This window comes from Flavobacterium sp. (assembly GCF_050696275.1).
GTDB lineage: Bacteria > Bacteroidota > Bacteroidia > Flavobacteriales > Flavobacteriaceae > Flavobacterium.
Genome location: NZ_JBOGUT010000005.1, coordinates 98,368 through 119,584, shown reverse-complemented (window position 1 = coordinate 119,584; position 21,217 = coordinate 98,368). Strand labels below are relative to the sequence as shown.

18 protein-coding genes are annotated in these 21,217 nt (G+C 33.7%); 1 reads left to right on the top strand and 17 read right to left on the bottom strand.

Annotated features, from left to right (window positions below; translation table 11 throughout):
- The 14 genes from ACRDEC_RS04670 to ACRDEC_RS04605 all read right to left on the bottom strand — a co-directional run bounded on the left by ACRDEC_RS04670 (nucleotide 1) and on the right by ACRDEC_RS04605 (nucleotide 14,919).
- Nucleotides 1-1,095, bottom strand: coding sequence for a glycosyltransferase (locus tag ACRDEC_RS04670; RefSeq protein ID WP_431497164.1), 1,095 nt, complete (start codon nucleotides 1,093-1,095; stop codon nucleotides 1-3).
- 40 nt (nucleotides 1,096-1,135) lie between these two features.
- On the bottom strand, nucleotides 1,136-2,047 hold the full coding sequence (locus tag ACRDEC_RS04665) for a glycosyltransferase family 2 protein (RefSeq protein WP_431497163.1): 912 nt from the start codon (nucleotides 2,045-2,047) through the stop codon (nucleotides 1,136-1,138).
- A gap of 78 nt (nucleotides 2,048-2,125) precedes the next feature.
- Nucleotides 2,126-2,929 carry a hypothetical protein gene (locus ACRDEC_RS04660; protein ID WP_431497162.1) on the bottom strand — a complete coding sequence of 268 codons (804 nt, stop codon included), beginning with the start codon at nucleotides 2,927-2,929 and terminating at the stop codon, nucleotides 2,126-2,128.
- A gap of 159 nt (nucleotides 2,930-3,088) precedes the next feature.
- Nucleotides 3,089-4,528, bottom strand: a complete 1,440-nt coding sequence (locus ACRDEC_RS04655) for an MBOAT family O-acyltransferase (protein WP_431497161.1) — start codon at nucleotides 4,526-4,528, stop codon at nucleotides 3,089-3,091.
- Between the two features lie 46 nt (nucleotides 4,529-4,574).
- Nucleotides 4,575-5,603, bottom strand: a complete 1,029-nt coding sequence (locus tag ACRDEC_RS04650; protein ID WP_431497160.1) for a glycosyltransferase family 4 protein — start codon at nucleotides 5,601-5,603, stop codon at nucleotides 4,575-4,577.
- Entirely contained in the window at nucleotides 5,603-6,730 is a 1,128-nt protein-coding gene (locus tag ACRDEC_RS04645) for a glycosyltransferase (protein ID WP_431497159.1), read from the bottom strand. The genes ACRDEC_RS04650 and ACRDEC_RS04645 overlap by 1 nt, the downstream gene beginning before the upstream one ends.
- A complete protein-coding gene (locus tag ACRDEC_RS04640; protein WP_431497158.1) occupies nucleotides 6,727-7,872 on the bottom strand; it encodes a glycosyltransferase family 4 protein in 1,146 nt (381 codons plus the stop codon). Before ACRDEC_RS04640 ends, ACRDEC_RS04645 begins: the two co-directional genes overlap by 4 nt.
- Nucleotides 7,873-7,876: 4 nt before the next feature.
- The gene (locus tag ACRDEC_RS04635) at nucleotides 7,877-9,001 is read right to left on the bottom strand and encodes a polysaccharide pyruvyl transferase family protein (RefSeq protein WP_431497157.1); all 1,125 of its coding nucleotides are present in this window, start codon (nucleotides 8,999-9,001) and stop codon (nucleotides 7,877-7,879) included.
- A gap of 16 nt (nucleotides 9,002-9,017) precedes the next feature.
- Complete coding sequence (locus tag ACRDEC_RS04630) at nucleotides 9,018-10,046, bottom strand: acyltransferase family protein (RefSeq protein WP_431497156.1); 1,029 nt, start codon at nucleotides 10,044-10,046, stop codon at nucleotides 9,018-9,020.
- A complete protein-coding gene (locus tag ACRDEC_RS04625) occupies nucleotides 10,046-10,996 on the bottom strand; it encodes a DUF6625 family protein (protein WP_431497155.1) in 951 nt (316 codons plus the stop codon). Before ACRDEC_RS04625 ends, ACRDEC_RS04630 begins: the two co-directional genes overlap by 1 nt.
- On the bottom strand, nucleotides 10,993-11,898 hold the full coding sequence (locus ACRDEC_RS04620; protein WP_431497154.1) for a glycosyltransferase: 906 nt from the start codon (nucleotides 11,896-11,898) through the stop codon (nucleotides 10,993-10,995). The genes ACRDEC_RS04625 and ACRDEC_RS04620 overlap by 4 nt, the downstream gene beginning before the upstream one ends.
- Nucleotide 11,899: 1 nt before the next feature.
- Complete coding sequence (locus ACRDEC_RS04615; protein WP_431497153.1) at nucleotides 11,900-12,718, bottom strand: class I SAM-dependent methyltransferase; 819 nt, start codon at nucleotides 12,716-12,718, stop codon at nucleotides 11,900-11,902.
- A 1-nt stretch (nucleotide 12,719) separates the two neighbouring features.
- Nucleotides 12,720-14,006 (bottom strand): ABC transporter ATP-binding protein, encoded by a 1,287-nt coding sequence (locus tag ACRDEC_RS04610; protein ID WP_431497152.1) that lies wholly within the window; start codon nucleotides 14,004-14,006, stop codon nucleotides 12,720-12,722.
- A gap of 43 nt (nucleotides 14,007-14,049) precedes the next feature.
- Complete coding sequence (locus ACRDEC_RS04605) at nucleotides 14,050-14,919, bottom strand: ABC transporter permease (protein ID WP_431497151.1); 870 nt, start codon at nucleotides 14,917-14,919, stop codon at nucleotides 14,050-14,052.
- A 297-nt stretch (nucleotides 14,920-15,216) separates the two neighbouring features.
- Between ACRDEC_RS04605 and ACRDEC_RS04600 the strand changes: the two genes are divergently transcribed.
- Nucleotides 15,217-15,951 (top strand): tyrosine-protein phosphatase, encoded by a 735-nt coding sequence (locus ACRDEC_RS04600; RefSeq protein WP_431497150.1) that lies wholly within the window; start codon nucleotides 15,217-15,219, stop codon nucleotides 15,949-15,951.
- A gap of 45 nt (nucleotides 15,952-15,996) precedes the next feature.
- Here the strand turns inward: ACRDEC_RS04600 and ACRDEC_RS04595 are convergent, their stop codons facing one another.
- The 3 genes from ACRDEC_RS04595 to ACRDEC_RS04585 all read right to left on the bottom strand — a co-directional run bounded on the left by ACRDEC_RS04595 (nucleotide 15,997) and on the right by ACRDEC_RS04585 (nucleotide 21,205).
- The gene (locus ACRDEC_RS04595; RefSeq protein WP_431497149.1) at nucleotides 15,997-18,366 is read right to left on the bottom strand and encodes a GumC family protein; all 2,370 of its coding nucleotides are present in this window, start codon (nucleotides 18,364-18,366) and stop codon (nucleotides 15,997-15,999) included.
- A gap of 8 nt (nucleotides 18,367-18,374) precedes the next feature.
- Nucleotides 18,375-19,172, bottom strand: a complete 798-nt coding sequence (locus ACRDEC_RS04590) for a polysaccharide biosynthesis/export family protein (RefSeq protein WP_431497148.1) — start codon at nucleotides 19,170-19,172, stop codon at nucleotides 18,375-18,377.
- A 68-nt stretch (nucleotides 19,173-19,240) separates the two neighbouring features.
- The gene (locus ACRDEC_RS04585; protein WP_431497147.1) at nucleotides 19,241-21,205 is read right to left on the bottom strand and encodes a polysaccharide biosynthesis protein; all 1,965 of its coding nucleotides are present in this window, start codon (nucleotides 21,203-21,205) and stop codon (nucleotides 19,241-19,243) included.
- Between the last annotated feature and the right edge of the window lie 12 nt (nucleotides 21,206-21,217).

The window sequence follows — 21,217 nt, the reverse complement described above, 5'->3', positions numbered from 1 at the left end:
TTAGGCAATAGTATTGTAAAGCTCCTGATGCGCTTTTATAAAAGTATCAAAAGAGAAATGGGTAATGCAATAATTCCGGAGCTGTTCGCCGGTTTGCTGTCTTTCGTTTTCAGATGTGGCGTAAAAACCTTCAATTTTTTGGCACAACTCCTGAGTATTTGAAGCTTCAAACAACAATTCAGGAAAATCTTTCAATACAAAATTAATCCCTGAAATGTCTGAACCTAAAACCGGTATTCCCATGGTCATTGCTTCTACTAACGCCATTGGCATTCCTTCTTTCCTTCCTGAATTTAATGTTGGTATAACGTATAAATCTGCCTGCGCCAAAAATGGTCGTACATCCGTATGTTTTCCTAAGAAAACGATTTGATTTTCCAATTGAAGGTCTTTTATCAATTGTTTCAATTCATCCGCATATCCATCACGATCATCTCCTAAAACTTCCAGATGAACAGCTGGGTTGTTTAACTGATGGATCGCTTTTATTAATACTTCAATCCCTTTAACAGGAACTAAATTAGCTACAGTAATGATTTTGAAAACTGAGGCTGTTTCTTTTTTTGGAAACAAACCCGGATTATAATATTGCGTATCCAGACCTAACGGAATGAGTTTTTGTGCCTTTTTATTTGGAAAGTAATTACTCATTTCCTCATTGATAGTAATAATAAAATTACTCAGGTAACTCCTGATTTTCCAATGAATGTTGCCCCAAGTCATTGCTTTTTTGGTGTAGATAAATTTGGCTCCGCCTAAACGTGCCGCCAAAACTTCAGTCCAGTCACTGCTCCAATGCCAGGAATGCACAATATCGAACTTGTTTTTCCTGATAAAATCTTTAAATGGCTTTATGCGGAAAATCAGATTATAATAAGGGCGAAAAGGTTTTGTAATTTCGATGATGTGTATTGGCAATCCTAATTTCTTCACTTCATTAAAAAAGGCTCCCCTTTCGTTATTGCAGGCAATTTCGACTTCAAACTTCTCTTTATTCAGCCCGTTTGCCAAATCATACAAAACCTTCCCACTTCCGGCAGTGTCAAAGTTGGGGATTGTATAGAGGATTTTAATTTTTTTTGCGTTTTTTTTCATTCAGACCGGTGCTAATTATTTACACATTATGATTATTTTTTTATCGTTTGAAAACCCTTGTTATTCTCTTTAACAAATAACCGGACCATCTTCTGTCTGTAGGATTTTGAATAAAAAACCTAAGGAAGGAGAATGGAAATTGATATACCCTGAGGCTCGAGAGTTCCATTAAATATTGTGTGGTCATGGCAAATTTATACTCTTTTCTGCCAATCAGATTTGGAAATTCATAATAAAATGACCGAATAAGTTCCCTTGAAGCGGCATACTGTTTTGTCTTATTGGATGTTACTGAATTCCTATCGTCCCTTCTGTCCAGCAAAACCAATGACTTATGAATTCCATGAATATCTGATATCAGACAAAATCGCAATATATAAGACCAATCAATACTAATACTTGGATAATGTTTTGAGAAATACAGCCCATGATCTACATGAACGGCCTTTCTGAACATCATGGCACTATTAACCACTTTTATTTGTTTTTTATAGTTCAATAAGAACATTTCTTCCTTTTTCGGGTATTGATTTCCACTAACCAACATGCCAGGGAACCGCATGCCAATTTTATTTCCGTCCCAAAAATCGGAAATTCCGGAAACCAATCCAATTTGAGGCATCGTATCCAAAACATCAACTTGTAAAGCCAGCCTGTCGGGATAATAAAAATCATCTTGTTCTGCTACTGCAATATAATCTCCTTGAGCAGAAGCTACCAATCGGTTCATTGTTGCACCCAATCCAAGATTATTCTCATTGATTAAAATAACCGCTTTCTTGAATTGATCCTTAAAGCTATTTACTATTGCCAGGGAATTGTCTTTTGACCCATCAATGCAGGCAATGAGTTCAAAATCCTGAAAAGTCTGCTGTAACAAACTTTCAAGGGTTTGAGCCAATGTTTTTTCGCCATTATAGATGGGCAGGATTACAGATACTTTTAATGTCATGGGATCTATACTTGCTTTGAATCAATTAATTGTAACATAAAATTTTTATTCTCTTCATTTAAGGGCTGTAAAATAGGGCTAATTTGATAAAACAGACGAAGAAATCTTATCCATTTCCTTATCAATAAAAGCTTGTTTCTCTTTTTGAGATAAAAGCCCGTTTTTTAAAAGTTTTTCAAAAAACAAGGAAAATTTTGTTGATCCTTTATGATTCAGATGACTAAAATCTGCATAAAAATCATTTTCCAATGGGAAATTTTTAAAATCTAAAAATGTTATATTCGAATACCTGCTTTGTACTATTTTTTTAAAAAAATAATCGTTATCTAAATCTGCCAGTTTATGCATCGGACATCTTAAAAGGTATAAATTAATTTTATTATCTTCACACAACTTTATTATTTTATCAAGATAATCAAGCGTTACCTTTGGATATTTCATTTTGACTAAAGGCTTTACTTTTTTAAAAACCTTAATTAAGGAATCTGTTTTATCTCTTTTTAAATATTTAAAACCTCCCCAATATCCATTTTCTATTATACTGCTATTATTTTTACAAACGAAACGCACATTATTCTTCAGAACCCTTTGTTGTGCTTTTAAAAAAGTTGCAGGATTATTTTTTAATAAAATGCAAGACTCTCCAAAATCAAAATTTAAGGCATACTTAGGGTACCTAAAATTAATGTATTTTTTTGACCATATCGTTGTAGAATCATACGAATTATTTATTTGATTGTTAGTGAATGACATAAATACATTTTTAATATTCTTGTTGTTGTCAATTAACTTTTTAAGCTTTATATAAATATAAAAATAGTTTTCTCCATCATCAGACAGATTTAATGTATTTCTAATTATTGTATCATTAAAGGCACACATTGTATGTGAATGTCCTACTATTAAATTCTCTTTTTGAGGGCTTATTTTATAGTGATTTCCTCTATCAACAATTCTATAAAAAGAGAACAGCACTATAAAAACCAGAAAAAAAACAGTTAAACAAAACTTCCCAACTTTAAAACAAAATTGCCTCATAAACTAAAATTGAAAATAAATAAATTGCTGTTCTTTCTCTGAGAATAAAAAAATAATCAAAACAAGGAGCATATAAAAAGACATTCTGAATTTTCTGTTCCAATTAAACCCAACTCTTTGAATTGCAAAATCACTTTGTCTCCCATTCCACTCTATAATTATAAAGAATAACAAAAACAGGCAAAGCCAAAGACTGGGAAATTTAACTGGCTTCTCAAATAAAGAGGATGTGCAAATGCCTCCTATATAAGAAAAAGCATGCTTTACATTGTCGGCTCTAAAGAAAATCCAGGCAAAAGTGGTTATTAAAAAAGTGAATCCCATTTGTATTAATTCAAAAAAACCAGGTAAAACTTTATTTTTTGCAACTATATCAAGATGATTCCTATTTGTTTTCAAAACAATTGAAGGAATTATAAAAATAGCATTTATTAGCCCCCAAATAATAAACGTCCAATTAGCACCATGCCAAAATCCACTGACAATAAAAATGATCATCACATTTCTTATCTTACTATACAATGAACCTTTACTTCCTCCTAATGGGATATAAAGATAATCTCTAAACCACGTAGACAATGAAATGTGCCATCTGCGCCAAAACTCCGCAATGTTTCTAGAGAAATAAGGGAAATTAAAATTTTTTAAAAGTTCAATTCCAAATAATTTTGAAGTACCTAAAGCAATATCTGAATAACCGCTGAAATCCCCGTAAATTTGAAAAGCAAATAAAATTGCGCCTAAAAATAAAGAACTGCCATTGTAATCATTAGTTGAACCGAACATTAAGTTAGCATATTCCGCGCAATTATCAGCGATAACGACTTTCTTAAACAATCCCCACAGTATTTGTCTCAATCCATCTACTGCCATCTTATAATTAAAAAATCTTCTTTTTTTAATTTGCGGTAATAAATGAGTGGCTCTTTCTATTGGTCCTGCAACAAGAAGAGGAAAATAGCTGACAAACAATGAATAATCAATGATATTTTTTTCGGGTTCCATCTTTTCGTTATAGATATCTATCACATAGGATAATCCATGAAAAGTATAAAAAGAAATCCCAACAGGCAGAACAACTTGCAGTGTAAATAAATTCGCTTCAAACCCAAAAACTGATATAAGATCCGCAAAAGAAGAAGCAAAAAAATTATAGTACTTAAATATCCCTAAAAACCCTACATTAATAATGATACTCAGCCAGAACCAAAACTTTTTTGTTTTTTTATTTTGAGCAGAATGCATTTTTAACCCTGTGAAATAATCCAGTACGGTTGAAAAAATCAATAAAAATAAAAATCGCCAATCCCAACAAGCATAAAAATAATAACTAACCAGTAACAGTAAGCCATTTTGACATTTCCAATACCGGTCATTCATTACCCAATAGGCAAAAAAAACCAATGGCAAAAAAAATGCAAATTCTAATGAATTAAATAACATAATTAGTTCTAATATTTCTGGCAAAAAGCAATTTGCTCCCTTCCATTCATCTTACCATTGAATCGTAAAAACCGTTTACTTGACCTGCAATAACTTCCCAATCCAATTTCAAAGCGTTTTCTCTCGACTTCAGTGCCAAATAATCACGTTTTTCTTTGTTCTTCAATACATCAACAACAACATCAACATACGTTTTATAATCGGTTGGAGATACTAAAATTCCTGCCTCATTTTTAACATAACCTCTATTACCTTCAATATCGGTTGAAACAATTGGCAATCCGCAGGCCATAGCTTCCAAAATGGTGTTACAGGCTGTGACATTTTTCAGAGGTAAAAATAAAAGTGACGCCTCTTGATACAGATTTCGTAATTCATTATCATCTATCCCTGAAAACATTTCTACACTAGCATCAGAAATGATATTTTTAGCAAAATCTTTACGTAAAACAACCTTAATCTTTATCGTCGGAATTTGTTCTTTTATCCTTGGAATAACATAGTTTAATGCCTCAAAATCCCTTAAGTGCTGCCCGGCAAAAATAATATTATTTTCCTGCGTTTTGCTATAATCCGGTTTGAAAAAATTGACATCTACACCATGTGGAATATATTGGACATTATCAGTATTCAGCCAGTTTTTTAAGAAATCAACCTGATTGATTCCAACAGCAATTGCACCATCCATTTTTTTTAAATATTGTGTATTCAGAATGGTCGACGATAGAATTTCGGGAGGTTTATGAAACGTCGCACAGACTCTCGTCTTAGAAAACAAAGAAGCCATCTTTATAGCATAACGTATATCGCGTTCCCCGTTGAGATAATGAATTGTCCTGTCCTGATTTCTGGAAAACAATAGACTTCTGAACAATTCCCAATCTTTAATCACCCCTGTTGAGTCATACAATCCCGATTCCTGATCTGCTTTTTGCGAAATGTATTTTGCAATTTTATAGGGCAATCCCGATTTCCCGGAAGGAATGGTTTCTGCTTCCATATAATCAATCAATCTTCCGTAACCTGAGTTGTGGGCATGATGTGATGAACGATGGTGTATGATGATTTTTTCCATTACACTTTTTGGCTAAGCATAAAATTAAGTATCCTTTTCACGTTTTCTTTCGGATGGACATAGGTATCAAAATACTTTTTAGCATTTTGAGACAATTTTTCACAAAGGTCATCATTTTTCAAAACTTCTTCGATTAAAGGAATGAGTTGATTTTCATCTTCAAAAAATAACACTTCTTTTCCGTGTTCCAGCGGAACCAGCAATTCGGCCGTTAATTTTTCAGCCACAATTATTTTTCCCTGTGACAAATATTCAGGCATTTTCCATGCTGGTGAATAAAGCAGACCGCGAGAGTAAATAACCACTTTGGCACTTTTTACCATATTTAGGTAGGACACAGGATCAGTCGGTAGGTTTGTAAGTGCTTCTTTATATTTCTCATTTGCCAAAGCGGAAGGCATGATTCCTCCTTTGAACTTTTCTTTAAATTTCTCTTTAAGCAATACAATAATACGAAAACGCTGTTGGTGTATTTGCTTTACATCTTCCTGTTCTTCTGATGAGAAACAACGGGTTTGGAAGAAAACCGAATTTTCGGTGAATGGTGTTACTTTTTCAAAATGATCAATGAGACGGGTTGTTCTTGTAAACTTCCAGTGACTGATTTGCTTTTGGTATGAAATCCGGATTCTTTTTAAAAAATTCCTGTCTGCTTTTGAATCAATGCTAAGATTGGTCAACAATAAGCCAAGGAAAAATTTAAGGATTCCCTCTTGATGTTTGGAATGTGTTCCGAAAACCAAACCTAAAGGATGTATTTTATGTCTGGCTTCTTTTGGAAGTTTCTCGACATTTTTAGCTTCAAAATTTCGTTTGAATATATAATCGCAATGTTCTAAGGCATACGCCGAAAAAGAATCGGAGGAATCATACAGATCGGCAGCAAAGTTTATTTTTCTTCCTGATTTCGTATCAATTAACTGATAAAAAGAGGTTTTGGGATGCGGCTGATTCGTTTGTTTTATTCCTGAATCAGTCACTCTTATCGTTCCGAGACGTTTGGCGAGAGACAGGACAACCTTCGTTTTTATAAAAGAGTCCCGTTCCAGTTCAAACAATCCGGTTTGAATATACGAAGAATGATTCAGCTCTTGAGGAGTATATATTTTTACAATGTAATCGCTCATATTGAACTTAAGGCTGAATTTACCGATTCAAACAAAACCCGAGTAGTTTCTTCAATGCTGTATTTTTCCAAAACTTTTACTCTGGCATTCGATTTCATTTCCCTAAGCAATTCTTTATTTTTAAATAACTGAAGAATATCGTTCGGGTAGTTTTCAGGGGAAGACAGTAATCCGTCGACATTATTAGCAATAACATCGGCAGGTCCGCCTGGACAATTGATCCCGGCGACAGGAGTTCCGCATGACATGCTTTCAATCATTACCATTCCGAAGGTTTCTTTATCACTTGGCAATACAAACAAATCTGCTTCCTGAAAATACCGTGGCAAATCAGCATGCTCTTTATGTCCGAGAAAAAAAACATTTCCGGAAAGATTGTATTTTTTTACCAACTCTTCCAATTCTGTTAAATATTCTTCTGAACTTACAGGTCCGATGATGTTAAGAGTAGCGTTAGGAAATCCGTTTTGCACTAATGTATGTATCGCTTCGATAGCCAGATGTACTCTTTTCCATTGCACTATCCTGCCTACATATAGTAATTTTGGCGCATCTGATTCTGCATTTCCGTGAGAAGATGGTTTAAAAACTTCACAATCAACACCTAAAGGAAAAACTCTAATATCTAAACCTTTAAACATTTCCATTTCCTCCATTGCTTTTTTCTGCATATTGGTATGGACTAATATATGATCTGCATTTTTGTAATAGTCTCTTGACCAGGCACTGTCAGTATAGTGCTGACCTCCAAGCATGGCAATATATTTTTTGTCTTTCTTTAGTATAACTTTGGACAATTCATAAGAAAACGGGCTGGAATGACCGGACATATTAATAATACTCACATCCGGAGTTTCCTTTTCATATTGCTTTAAGCAAGAATTCGAAAACTGTTTTTTCCATTTTTTATGATCACCATTAAATGTAAGCTTAACCGGGAAAAAATCCCATTTTAAGACAGCATCTGAAGTGGAATAACGGACTATTTTTGGCGTAAAATATTCCATCGAGCAAGTATAGCCTTTTTGTCTGGCTAAATTTGACATTGCCTTAACATGCGGCTGGCTATGATAAGTAGGAACGCTTTTCTCGACAACACCAGCTGCTTTTGGCGTAAAAGGATGTAATATAGTTACTTTCATGATTTTAATATTTAGACAGCAATTTTTGTACGCATTGCTCCTGTTCTTTTTTGGCCACCTGCATCAGGCCGGCTATTTTTTGCTGTTCCTGGTCTATTGATTCGTATAAAGTGTTTATTCTATTCAAAACCTTTTGTGCATCTAATAAATCTGTTCTCGAAGTATAACCTTCGAATCCTGTTGTCAGCAGAAAGTCACTTGTTTTCGGCTCGTATTCGATGGCGTGAAAAGGAGTAAACGTATTTGCTGCGAATATTATTGAATGCAGCCTTTGCCCTAAAAAAATATCCATTGACTCAATAAACGAAAGTGACTTATTGATATCTGTATAATTTTCATAGATAGAAATTTCTTTAAATTCTTTCAATCCGATGGTATTCAGCATGTAATCCAAATCCGATTTTGTAGTAGGATATAAAAATACAGACCAGTTATCTTTTAGTAAAAGACCCACAATTTCTTTTGCAAATTGCTCTACAAGCTTTGGATTTTCACCATAAATCCTATTGCCTATGTAAGCGAAATTAATCCCGATCTTTTTACTTTTACTTTTAGGGATTATTTCTTTTTTGGAATAGTAAATGGCCGGATCATGGAAAATATTAATTTCACTACTGACATTCCATTTTTCCAGCTGTTTTTTGGATTGAATACCTCGAACACTTACAAAACTGCAGGCATCCAAAAAGTCTTTCCAGCTTTGTGTATCTATCGTAAAACCAAAGCTCTTGGCAAAATCCTCATCGGCAACGCCTGGGCCTAAAACAGCCAATTGAGCATCGGGATATAACTGTATCTGTTGGTTTATAATTTTCAGATAACTTTCTTTCTTTCCTTTTTTAATAATAGTTCCGCCTCCCAAAATAATTAAGTCCGGATTTTTAACAAACCATTTTCTTGCTATATGTCCGGCTTTTGGATTCTTATAAGGGATTTCATAAAGAACGATTTTATCGGCTATATAATTTTCCAAAGCAGTAAGAATGGCTTCATCACCAAGATTCCCCATTCCCGTACAACCTACATATATTGCTCTCTTCTTAGAAGAAAAAAGATATTTCAGCAGTTGTGGAAACAGTATGAATTCCTGTTTTATGACTTTTATATAATGGGCAAGGCTGTTTAACATTTTACAAATTTAAGACTTAATTATTTGCTTTTATATTTCTTGCAAGCTGCAATTCTCTTTTGTACCTGTCAATCCTGATATCTATAAAATAAACAATAGCAAAACAGAAAACAAACAGTATTAAAAAATAACCTATCAGCGCATCTGTTTGCAGTTTATATGCTTTAGTACCATGATTTGGGTTAAAAAAATAAATATAAACCGCACAAATTAAATAGTGGGACAGGTATATCGGATAACTGAAATAACCAATAAAATTATCGGCTTGCTTTATCTTTTTATTTGATTTCACCTGAAACAAAAGCAAAACTATCGCTGCCGAAAGTATATAATTCGTATATATTGATATTTCCGTATAAATCGTTATTCCTGTATTGGCCAAATACACTGCATTAACATTAAATAACAGCATCAAGAATATTATAAGGCTGATGTTTCCTTTTATTTTTGTTTGTCTTTCATTTAACCAAAATAATGCTGCACCAATGGCAAATGGTAATGAGGAAGCCGGAATCGCACTATATCGGAATGTCGGCAAGTCATAAAAGAAATAAGTACCGACATAATACAATATACTAAAGAACAGCCAGATAAAAGTCCTTGTTTTGTTTTTTGAAATTCCAAAGGAGATTAGAAGGTAAAAAACCAGTTCATTGGTTAAAGCCCAACTTGTAGGAACTACTCTTGGTTTAATTCTATGAGGTACAATATCGAAATAAAGCATGGAAATATTGGAAACCCATTCTTTAAAGGAGGATGGAAAGTACATGGCAGGATTTAATCCGTTCCCGCTTAAAGCGAAAATAGCCACCAAGCTCAATAGCAAAACCAGCCAATATGTTGGATACAATCTTAGAAACCGATTCGCCCAAAATAATTTTACACCTGAAAAATCATAGCTATATGATTTCTGCATTACATAGGTCATTAGGAATCCTGACAAAATAAAAAAGAAGGAAACGGCATAATTTCCTAACGTTGGGAAACTAAATATGTGAAGCAATACTACATAAATTGCCAATAGGGTTCTTAATATTCCAAACATTATTTAGCCGATTTAAAATAATTGCCTATTCTTTTTTTAATAGTTCTGATTTTTTGAGCGTTCTGTTTTTTCCATAAACGAACATAATAACCATCGTATAAATTCCTGAAGGTATTTTTCCATTTTTCAAAATTGGAATGCTGTTTCAGATGAATTGCCGTATACGAAATATAAAAATGGGTTGGAGAATCCGCAACGTTTACTTCGCAGCTTTTCATTGTTTTTTTCCAGTTGATAAAATGAAGGTATAGCACTTCGTCTAATGCTCCGTTTTTCTTTACTTCAAAAATCTTTCCGTCATCCCACAGCCACTTATCTAAGCTATATTCCTGGCGGGAATCGACTCCCCTTTCCTGATTAAGAAGGATTTTTGGCCAAAAAATTGAATATTCTAACGATCCGTTATGCTGTTTTTCCTGCAAATAATCTGTTACTATATGTTCGTCAAACCACATAAATTTAGGTTGTTCAAACAACGATTTGTAATTTGGGATTTCTTTATATAATTTCCGGATTGCCTCTGAATTCCTAAACAGGTTAAAATGCCCTGATATCGCTTCTTTCCTACTTGAAATGATATCATATTGATTTAAAATATCATCGGTAATGAACTTTCTTATATCTCCCCAGACAATATCCATATCACAAAACCCCCAAAAATCATATCCTCTGGTATATTCTTCAAAGATATCTCCATAAGCGGGTTTTAAATCGCAAAATTTCCGGGGTGTTAACGGCACATTAGCGTCTACAACCTCATTTACATGCTTGCTCAATCCCAGCAACGTGGATGGTACAAACTTTATGTTTTTTGGATGATCCTGAGTTATTTCACAATCGGTAATGATAAGCCAGTCTATGGTATTGTTTTTTGCCACAGACAACCAATAAGCATCAGCCCAAACAGGCCACTTACCAAAATAAGGCAATATTAAGAGAATTGATTTCATTGTATATTAAAAACCGATTTAACTATTTTTTTTAAATTACTTTTAAAAGAATTCGGTTCATAATTTTTTACATAATAGGGAAATAGAAACAATCGATCCTTTATACTGATTTTTCTAACTCTACTTATGGCGTTTTCGTATTTATGAATAACACGGATGGCTTGTTGTTTAGAAAAAGAAGGTAATTTTTCTTCCATAAGATACCTATAAAAAGCTATACTTGCCTGATTTTTTTGATGTGAAAATAAAGAGCTTCCTGAAATACTTAATTCTGAATTGACAACCGTTACAACTGCTTCATTTATGGAATAAATAGGTTTTTCTTCTGCAAATTCTATCCAAGCTCTATTATCACTATGCCATGCAAGCGGGTAAGAATAAAACCCATATTTCTCGTAACTGCTTCTTTTAAAAATATATTCGGACAGTGTAATCGTAGTACCGCCTGTAATTCTCCTGTAAAATGCATCTGAAGCTGATTCAAACTCAGGATTATATTGTATCTCCATGCTTGCACCAGTTTTTTTGAATATATTTTGTTTTGCAAATCGAATTAATTGGCTTTTTGATGCAAATTTTTCATAATGAGCATAAAAAGACTCAACCAGATTGGGGCTAATAAAATCATCGTCGCCCAGAATCATAATCCATTCTTCATTACCAATAAACGCGATACATCTTTCCCATTGTTTTACCAATGAAATACCACCTAAATTGGTTTCAAATTTTTTATAAACAAAATCAAAAGTGCCTTTATACTTATCCAAAAGCAAAGCGCAGTTTTCCGGGCTGGCATCATCACCAATATAAACTTTAAATCGTTTATCTGTCTGACTCGCCAGTGACCTTAATGTATCTTCAAAAAAAGTAAGCTTATAATATGGGACAATTATCGCTAACATTTTACTTCATCAGACTTTTTAGAAATTTAAATGGCGCTAAAATAAAACTTCCGACTTTGTATGAATTACTGTTTTTAAAATGAGCCGCTAATTTGTTTTCTTCAAGACTTGTCACTCCGATTCCATTAAATACAGACAGATTGTGTGGAATAAAACTTTCATCTGATGCTATTATTATCAAATAAGTTGCTTCTTTTTCTTCTACTGTTATATTTGAAAAATCTCCGGAAACCACTTCAGATTTTGCCATTTCAGCAGCATCGTAAATAATCGAATTTCCGTTTACAAACATCTGATCTAACAATTGGATCTTACTGAAATATTTTGAAAGTAATTCGACGAACTCATTTTTATAAAGTTCTTTTACATGGAATTTATTTTTAAAATTTCTTTTATCACTATAGAAATATTTATCCGGAGTAGAGATGATGTGTATTCCTCCGGGCTTCAATACCCTTTTGACTTCCTGCATCATTTCTTCGTGTCTGTCATGATGTTCGATAGTTTCATAACTGATTAATACATCAACACTTCCATCTTGCAAAGGAATAGCATCTGTACTGCCTACTAAAAACTCGATATTCTCTTTTTGGTATTTATGCTTCGCATCGGCAACGGATTGTGCGTCAATATCGACACCATAAACAAATTTTGCTTTTTTGCTTATCAGATTCGTTCCATAACCCTCGCCGCTGGCAATATCCAAAACAACTTTTCCTTCAACATACTTGGAAATAATTGCATATCTGTGCAAATGGTCTATGGTATCTCTGGTGTACACATAAGTTTCCAATCTTTCGCCTGTCCATTTTTTTTTCATTCTATTCCCATTTTAATTGAGGGCGTATTACTCCCGGAAAATGTCCGGAATAATTTCCTCTTACAGTATTTGTATTAACTTCATCAATTACATTAAACGAAACAGTTTCTCTCACCTGAAATTCGACATGAAAAGGATTGTATCTCATTATCGCAAAACTACAGGTGTAACCACCTTCAGCAAGGAAATTGCCTGGAATTGAAATTGTTTTTTTATGAATTCCTTTTTTTAATGGCGTTGCTAATGTCTCCGAATTTTTATCGTGTGAACTGAAAATATGTATATTGTGGCTATTAAATAAATTAAATCCATGTGTAAATAATTGATTTTCTTTTAGAATTTCATAAGTAAACTCAACTTTAATTTCATTTGATATTAAATGATTGAGTGATACTTCTTCATCCGAATTAATGACATTGACTTTTAAAAGTTTGAAAAAATCACAGCCGGGAGCATTTTCCTTTTGCCATTCCCTGCCTGCGGTTTGATCTGCATTTCTGAAATATTCATCAATTGCTTCATCAACACCTCCTGAAAAAACAACTTTTCCATGCTCTAAGACAACACCTTTAGTACACAAACTCTTTACGGCCGCCATATTATGACTTACAAAAAGTACAGTTCTTCCTTCTCCTCTTGAAATATCCTGCATTTTTCCAATTGCTTTCTTTTGGAATTCTGCGTCACCTACCGCTAAAACTTCATCGACTACTAAAATTTCAGGTTCCAAAAAAGCAGCGACTGCAAATGCCAGACGAACCGTCATACCACTACTGTAGCGCTTAACCGGAGTATCTATGTAACGTTCGCAACCTGAAAATTCAATAATTTCATCCAGTTTAGAAGCTATTTCCTTTTTGGTCATCCCTAAAATGGCTCCATTAAGATAAATATTTTCCCTTCCGGTCAATTCGGGATTAAATCCTGTTCCGACTTCTAATAGTGAAGCGATACGACCTCTTGATTTAATACTTCCTGTAGTAGGTGAAGTAACTTTGGAAAGTATTTTCAGTAAAGTCGATTTTCCGGCGCCATTCTTTCCAATGATTCCTAAAACTTCACCTCGTTCTACTTCAAAACTAATATCCTGCAGAGCCCAAACATAATCGCTGCCTCCTTTAGTACTTCTGTCATTAACTTCTCCTACTTTCAAATAAGGATCTTCCTTACCTCTGACCAAATGCCACCATCGGTTCAAATCATGGGAAAGTGTACCTGTTCCCACCTGACCCAACCGGTATTGTTTGGATATATTTTCAGCTTTTAATATAATATCTTTTTTGCTCATGTAAATTTTAAAACATCTAACTTCATTCTCCCTGATACGACTCTTAAACCGTATCTATAAATCGTTTTTCGGTTTTATTAAAAAACAGCAATCCTATAAAGAAAACTATTACAGTAACAATAACCGTGTATATCATTCCTATGACTGACACATCTCCTACTCCCAATAATAAATAACGGGCCGTTTCAACAATATAAGCCAAAGGATTGAAACGCACCAGCCAAGCATAATCCGGAATTTTTTCCTGAATCAGCGACATCGGATAAATTACTGCAGAAATATACATCAGCAATTGTACCCCAAAAGCAATCAGATAAGTAAAATCACGATATTTAGTAACTAAAGAAGAAATAAACATGCCCAAGCCCAATCCTAAAATCCCCATTAATAAAACCAGTAATGGAAAAAACAATACTAAATATGAAATACTTATATCAGCACCTTTAAAGTAGAAATAAATATAGAAAACAATAAAAATGACAAATTGAATTCCAAATTTCAGTAAATTGGATATCACTACTGATATAGGCATAATCACCCTTGGAAAATATACTTTACCAAAAATAGAAGCATTTTTCTTAAATGTATCGGAAGTATCATTCAGACAGGAGGTAAAATAATTCCAAATTGTAATACTAGCTAAATTAAATAAAAAAGGAGGTGTAGTTCCTGTATTGATTCCTGCAACCGTATTAAAAATAAGGGTAAACATCACTGAGGTCAGCAAGGGCTGTATCAAATACCATAACGGACCTAAAACAGTTTGCTTGTATACTGTGACCACATCTCTTTTAACAAAAAGCATTAGTAAGTCCCTATAACGCCACACTTCGCCAAGATGCAGTGAAAAGAAGTCATTCTTTGGAGTGATTTCAAACAACCACGCATCTTTATCATCATTTTTTGTAACCACGAAATCTTAAATATATTTTCGGTAAAACTATAAATTTAATTGAAATAGTGAAGCAAAAAACTGAAAAAATAACCCGACAACGGCAATAAAAAAGACGCTTCTCCTAATCTGAATAACATCTCATCTCTTAAGGAATCGACTGTTGGTAACAAAAGAATGCTGTTTCTTTTGAAATGCCAAAAATCATGTTTTTTGATATAAATAAGAATAACCCTATTTGCAAACTCGAAAATAACATGGCTAAATTTCACATATAAACCTTATTTTTGCAATTAACCTATCTAAATCCAAATCAAAGTGTTGTTTTTTAAGAAAAATAAATCCATTCTTCGGGACTTAATTCCTGATAACCATATAGACATCCATTCTCATATACTGCCCGGTATTGATGATGGTGCTCAAACATTTGAAGACACCCATTTTTTAGTAAACAGCATGAAAAGCTTCGGATTTTCTAACCTAATTACTACTCCGCATATTTTCAGCGGTTTTTGGGATAATACAAAAGACAAGATTCAGGCAACTGAAAAAGAGACTGTTTCCAATTTAGAAAAAAATAATATCAATATTCCCATTCGCGCTGCTGCCGAATATTTAATGGATGATCATTTTGTGTCTTTGTTTAAAAAAGGAGAAATACTGACTTTGAAAGACAATTATGTATTGGTTGAAATGTCCTATTTAAATGCTCCGATTCAGCTTTACGACATTATTTTCGATTTGCAGGTAGCCGGTTACAAGCCTGTTTTAGCACATCCGGAACGATATTCCTTTTACCACCAGAATTTTGACGAATATTTAAAATTAAAAAATGCCGGTTGTTTATTTCAGCTTAACTTATTATCTATAGTAGGATATTACAATGAAGGTGTCGCTGAAACTGCAAAAAAATTACTTAAAAAAGGTTTAATTGATTTTGTCGGTTCCGATATTCATCACAAAAAACACATTGAATCATTTAATAAAAAAGTATTATTAAAGGACCTACTCCCGCTGAAAGAAGCAATAAGCAACAATCAGTTATTTATATAAAAAAAGAGGCATTTGCCTCTTTTTTTATATGTATTCCCCCTATTCTTATCCGAAGAAAGAAAAACTGAATATTTTTTTATACCATGGTTTTTTCACAACTTCCTGACCGTAGCCATATCCATACCCATTTATAGAATCGGTGTCATTAAGCAATACGCACATGTTAGGCAGCTTTCTCTCTCTGTAAAGTACTTCCGGTGTTTTCAGCAGTGCTTTTTCCAAATAATTAGCACGTACAACATAAATAAAAGTGTCCGCGTTTTTAGAAATCAACAGTGTATCAGTAACCAGACTCACAGGTGCAGTATCCACTACAATATAATCGTATTCGGTTTTGAACTGTTCAAACATTGCTTCAACTTTCTGCCCCATTAGCAGCTCTGCAGGATTCGGAGGAATAATTCCCGCTGGCAAAATATCAAAATGTTCATACCCTTTTTGTCTTACAACAAAATCTTTAAGGACAGCATCATTTGACGAAAGATAATTTGTCAAACCTCTTGAAGGCAATTTGATGTATTCATCTAATTTAGGATTACGAATATCCATTCCGATGAGTAAAACTTTTTTACCTGAGATAGCAATGGTAGCTGCCAGATTAACTGCAATGAATGTCTTTCCTTCTTTAGGAAGTGTTGACGTCATAAAAATAGTCTTCGCTTTGTTTTTCTCAACCGAATTAAGGATAAATTCCAAATTGGTTCTTACAATACGTATTGCTTCTGCAGAACTTGTCCTGCTATTTGATTGGATAATTTCATTATGAGAGTCCGAATGTGGAACATCTCCAATAAAAGGAATGCCAAGACGTTCTACATCGTAACGTGTTTTTACTTTAGTATCTAATAAATTACGCAAATAGATAACTGCCGTAGGAACAAGAATACCCATCATAAAAGCAATCAGGTAAAACACCGATTTTTTTGGAGATACCGGCGAATCTGAAGAATAGGCGGAATCGACCACTTTTGAGATAGGAGCTGTTCCGGCAAGCGTTATTGCAGTTTCTTCTCGTTTTTTAAACAAATACAAATACAATTCTTCTTTTATCTGCTGTTGTCTGAAAATTCCTCTGTACTCTCTCTCTTGTTTTGGTATTTGAGATATTCTTCCTCCTAAGATATTTGTCTGTCTGTTTACATCACTGCTTTTTACAGCAAGTGTAGATTTCAGTCTCCTAAGGCTTTCATTGATACTCGACTGTAATGCCTTTATCTTATCGTTCATTCTCACTACCATTGGATTTTCCATAGTAGAACTTTTCAGGATTCTGTCTCTTTCTACAACCAAGCCGTTATAATCCGCAATTAAGACTGAGGAAGCATTATCATCCGGCACAATATTAGCCGGAATAATATCTGATCCTTTATTCGTGCGCATAAAATCAATCATAATATCTACTATCCGTGCTTGCGTTTCTACTGCCAGAGAACTCTTTTTGAATTCGCTTGCATTTTGCAGATACAATTCGGCTTCCGTAGGTAAATCTGTAATTTTATTATTTTTCTTGTATGATTCCACGTCTTTCTCAACACCATCAAGTTCTTTGGTAATAATACCTAATCTCTCATTGATAAATTGAGCCGTTTTTTCAGAAATCATGTTTTTATCAGTAATGGCATCATTGTTATAAATGGTCACCAACAGATTTAAGAAATCGATAGCTCTTTCGCTCACCTGATCAATACAGGAAATCTCCAGAACATTGGTTAATTTGTTTAAAGGAACCACATTAATCCTGCCTCTGAAGCTATCCGTAGCATTTTTTAAGGATGACAACCTTACAATAGTTTTTCCTTTTACTTCCTCAAGCGCCTTATCATCTTCAACTAAAAGTTCTTTTCTATTGACTACATATTCCCCTAAAACTTTAGATTTTATAATTTGTCCGAATTTATAAACACCTAAAGGATTATTTTCCTGATTGAATAATTCGAATTTATCAAAGGACAACACATTAATATTGAGAATAGTATCCTTCGCATAGAATTCTTCGTTCTTCCTTTTGAAATCAATATTAAAGAAACTTTTCCCATAAGCATCCGATGACTTGATGCGTCCTTCGGAGATATAGGAAATATTAAAATCTCCAGCTTTAACCGTTTTTTCTGCTAATGTTCTTGATTTTAAGATCTCTATCTCGTCATCAATATCATTTTTGGCACCTGATAACAACCCTAAGTCTTTAAATGCCGAAAGCTCTGAAGCTATCCCTCCCGAATCCTCATCTTTAATTAATATCGTCGTTTGTGCAATGTATTCAGGTATTGAATAACGCAAATACAATTTTGCAAGAGTCAAGAAAGCCAGGAGACTTAATAAAAACCATTTCCAGTGTATTAAGTATTTGAATAACTGGTCACGCAAATGTAAGGAGGTGTCTTCCGTAAGATTTGGAATATTGTTGTTTTGCATGGAAATGCTTAATTTTTATTAATTAATAGAATGGAAAAAACGGCTGATGACACTAACGACGCAATTGATATCCAGACTGGTATATTTTGATTAAAAACAGATGATGTATTCGATTTTGCCTTGTTTGGTTCAACATAAATCAAATCATTCTGGTTTAAGTAATAGTAAGGGGAATTCATAAAATCTGCTTTGGTCAAATCTATTCTGTTAAATGATTTCTTTCCGTTAATTTCTCTAACCAGAATCACGTTTTCCCTTCTTCCGTAAATAGTCAGATCGCCAGCTAAACTTAATGCTTCAGGTAATGTAATTCTTTCACTGTTTATATTAAATGAACCAGGTCTGACAACTTCACCAAGTACCGATACTTTATAGTTCATAATCCTGACATTTACGATAGCGTTTTTCAGGTACGTCTTGAGTTTTTCCTTAAGAAATGCTACGATTTCTACTTTTGTTTTTCCGCCAAATTGCAAGGCTCCTAAAACCGGAAAATCAACCATTCCGTTTTTATCAACTAAATAAAGTTGTTGTTGACGCTGTGCTAATCCTGATTGTCCTCCCATAGCAGGAACATTGGTAGTTTCAAGATTGAAAGGCATAGCCGCTTCTGCATCAGGAGCTGAAACGATAATCATTAACAAGTCATCCGGTTGTATTGTCGACTCATAAGAAACCGCACTTTGCTCGCTGCTCATTTTGTCAATATTCTGATAATATGCAATTTGCTTATTCTGACTGCATGAAAAAGTGAGTAAAATTATAGGTACTAAAAGCACGTAGTTATAAAAGCAGGTTTTTTTCATTTTTTTTTGATTTGGCATACAAAGATACATTTTTGAATAAAAAAGCTTCTTCTTTGTGCGATTTTTATTTAATTATCTAAAAATTCAAAAGTTGAATTCATGCTTCTGAACTCAGGAACAAGCAATTTCATTTTTGAAACCACCACATTATTGTCAAACTTCCCAGAAGCTTCAATAATATCAAATACCGATTCATTAACTGACTTATAATTGTCGATCTCTTCTTGTGCCACCATTATTTTTTCGTGATGTGTAGGCAATGTTTTGGAAGTATCATTTAATAATTCTTCGTATAATTTTTCACCTGGGCGCAAGCCTACGATTTTTATTTTGATATCCTTTCCAGGAACATAGCCCGCTAAACGTATCATTTTAGTAGCTAAATCGTAAATTTTAACCGGCTTACCCATGTCAAAAATATAAATTTCTCCTCCTCTACCCATAGCTCCGGCTTCAAGAACCAGCTGACAGGCTTCCGGAATTGTCATAAAATACCTTATAATTTCTTGATGTGTAATCGTGATTGGTCCTCCTTCAGCAATTTGCTTCGAGAAAAGTGGTACAACAGAGCCATTTGAACCCAAAACATTTCCAAAACGTGTGGTAATGAATTTAGTTGTATCTGAATTATTTTTGAGCTCGTTGAAATAAAGAGATTGTACATATTTTTCAGCAATACGCTTACTGGCACCCATAACGTTGCTAGGATTTACCGCTTTATCAGTAGAAACCATTACAAATTTTTCCACACCGTATTGCAACGACAAATCGGCCAGATTTTTGGTCCCCATCACATTTACAAAAATAGCTTGAGACGGGTTTTCTTCCATCAGAGGCACATGTTTATAAGCTGCCGCATGATAAATCAAATTAGGGTTGTACCTCTGAAATATTTTTTCTAAGCAAGGTTTATTTCTGATATCGGCAATGACAGAAACAATTTTAATTTTTGAATTTAATTTTTGAATTTCCAATGTAAGATTATGCAAAGGAGTTTCTGCCTGATCTAGAACAAGTAACAATTCCGGTTCAAAATCTATAACCTGCCTTACTATTTCGCTCCCGATAGAACCTGCTGCACCGGTAATTAAAATAACATTTCGCTTAATCTGAGATGAAATAGATTTGTTATCCAATACTATTGGTTTACGTTCCAGTAAGTCTTCAATCTGAAAGCTTTTGATTTTCTTTGAAATTTCTTTTTGATTTTCCCAATCGGAAATAAGCGGAACGGTATATACTTTTAAATTGTATTCTAAACATTCGTCTACAATAGCCAGCTGTTCATCTTTAGACAAACCTTTGTCTGCGATAATTAAAGCTTCTGCATTCATGGAACGCATAATTACTGAAATCTTTTTCTTCAGGTTCAGAATAGGTAAATCTAAGATCCTTTTGGATTCATTCAGGTTATATTTATCTATAAATCCAACTAACTTAAAACGAGTTGGCACCTCTGAAACCAAAGCATTCGAAACCGAAATAGCATTAGCATCTGAACCATAAACAATAGCCCTGACCAACTTCCCTTCATTAAATCCTTTAATATAAACCTCAAAAAATTGCTTCACCAAAACGCGATACAAAAACAAGAGAAAAAAAGAGAAAATAATGTTGATTAGCAACGCTGTGGTCAAGAACAGATTTTCTTTATTAAAAAGAGAAAAAATCAAATTAATTGTAACCAGTACAAAAAACACGGAAGTTTGAGACAGTAAAATTTTGATTGCATCTAAAAACGAAGAATGTCGGATAATTCCGGAATACGTTTTAAACCACCAGAAAAAGAAAATATTAACCCCAAAATACAACCCGACTTTAAACCCATAAAAAGGAGAAAAGTAACTCAATCCAATTCCTTTAAGCAAGTAAAATGTTAAAGTTCCTGAAAAACCAACAGCTAAAATATCAAAAAGCAGAATAACCCAACGAGGTAAGTATCCTAAATTCTTTAAGCTTAATCCTGCTTTGGTATTGAACATCACTATCTGATGTAAAATAGATTTTATTTTAGCTCTCTCTTCTATATCCAAAGTAAAAACACT